Genomic DNA, 1,193 nt, shown 5'->3' with positions numbered 1-1,193 from the left:
AATTACTCGACAATAGAAGCCACAACACCCGCACCGACGGTACGGCCACCTTCACGAATTGCGAAGCGCAAGCCATCTTCCATCGCGATCGGCGAGATCAGTTTTACTGTGACCGAGATGTTGTCACCTGGCATTACCATTTCAACACCTTCAGGCAGCTCAACCGCACCAGTCACGTCGGTGGTTCTGAAGTAGAACTGTGGACGGTAACCGTTAAAGAATGGCGTGTGACGACCACCCTCTTCTTTCGACAATACGTAGATTTCGGCTTTGAAGTGCGAGTGTGGCTTGATGCTGTTTACGTGAGCCAATACTTGACCACGCTCTACGTCATCGCGCTTGGTGCCACGCAGCAGGATACCCACGTTGTCGCCAGCCTGACCTTGATCCAGCAATTTGCGGAACATTTCAACACCGGTACAGGTGGTTTTCACGGTATCTTTGATACCAACGATTTCAACCTCTTCGCCGACTTTGATAATACCGCGCTCGACACGGCCGGTTACTACCGTACCACGACCGGAAATCGAAAATACGTCTTCGATTGGCATCAGGAATTTGCCATCGATTGCGCGTTGCGGCTCAGGAATATAGCTATCCAGCGCTTCAACCAGTTTAACAACCGACTGAACACCGATTTCGCTTTGCTCGCCTTCCAACGCTTTCAGCGCAGAACCAACGATGATTGGGGTATCGTCGCCCGGGAATTCGTACTGGTTTAACAGTTCGCGAATTTCCATTTCAACCAGCTCAATCAGCTCGGCATCATCGACCATGTCCGCTTTGTTTAGGAACACAACGATGTATGGCACGCCGACCTGACGAGACAGCAGGATGTGCTCGCGCGTTTGCGGCATCGGACCGTCAGCCGCGGAGCAAACCAGAATTGCACCGTCCATTTGCGCCGCACCGGTAATCATATTTTTGACGTAGTCAGCATGACCCGGGCAGTCAACGTGCGCATAGTGACGATTGGCTGACTCGTACTCTACGTGTGAGGTCGAAATGGTGATACCGCGCGCGCGCTCTTCGGGAGCATTGTCGATTTGATCAAACGCTTTTGCTTCGCCTCCTTGCAGTTCGGCCATAACCTTGGTCAGCGCAGCAGTCAAGGTTGTTTTGCCGTGGTCAACGTGGCCAATCGTTCCTACGTTTACGTGCGGTTTCTTTCTTTCAAATTTTTCTTTAGCCAT

The 1,193-nt window shown here is 51.8% G+C and carries 1 protein-coding gene; it reads right to left on the bottom strand.

The genetic code is table 11. The features are described 5' to 3' along the window. Positions 1-2 precede the first annotated feature (2 nt). Positions 3-1,193 (bottom strand): elongation factor Tu, encoded by a 1,191-nt coding sequence (gene tuf, locus C2U68_RS18485; RefSeq protein ID WP_140913950.1) that lies wholly within the window; start codon positions 1,191-1,193, stop codon positions 3-5.

It is taken from the genome of Methylomonas koyamae (genome assembly GCF_006483455.1).
Taxonomy (GTDB): Bacteria; Pseudomonadota; Gammaproteobacteria; order Methylococcales; family Methylomonadaceae; genus Methylomonas; species Methylomonas koyamae_B.
Note: the sequence above shows the minus strand (reverse complement) of the source record. Positions and strands in the feature narration are given on the sequence as shown.

Excerpts from the sequence above, each read along its gene's own strand:
- tuf (WP_140913950.1), bottom strand. The coding sequence starts at position 1,193 with ATGGCTAAAGAAAAATTTGAAAGAAAGAAACCGCACGTAAACGTAGGA.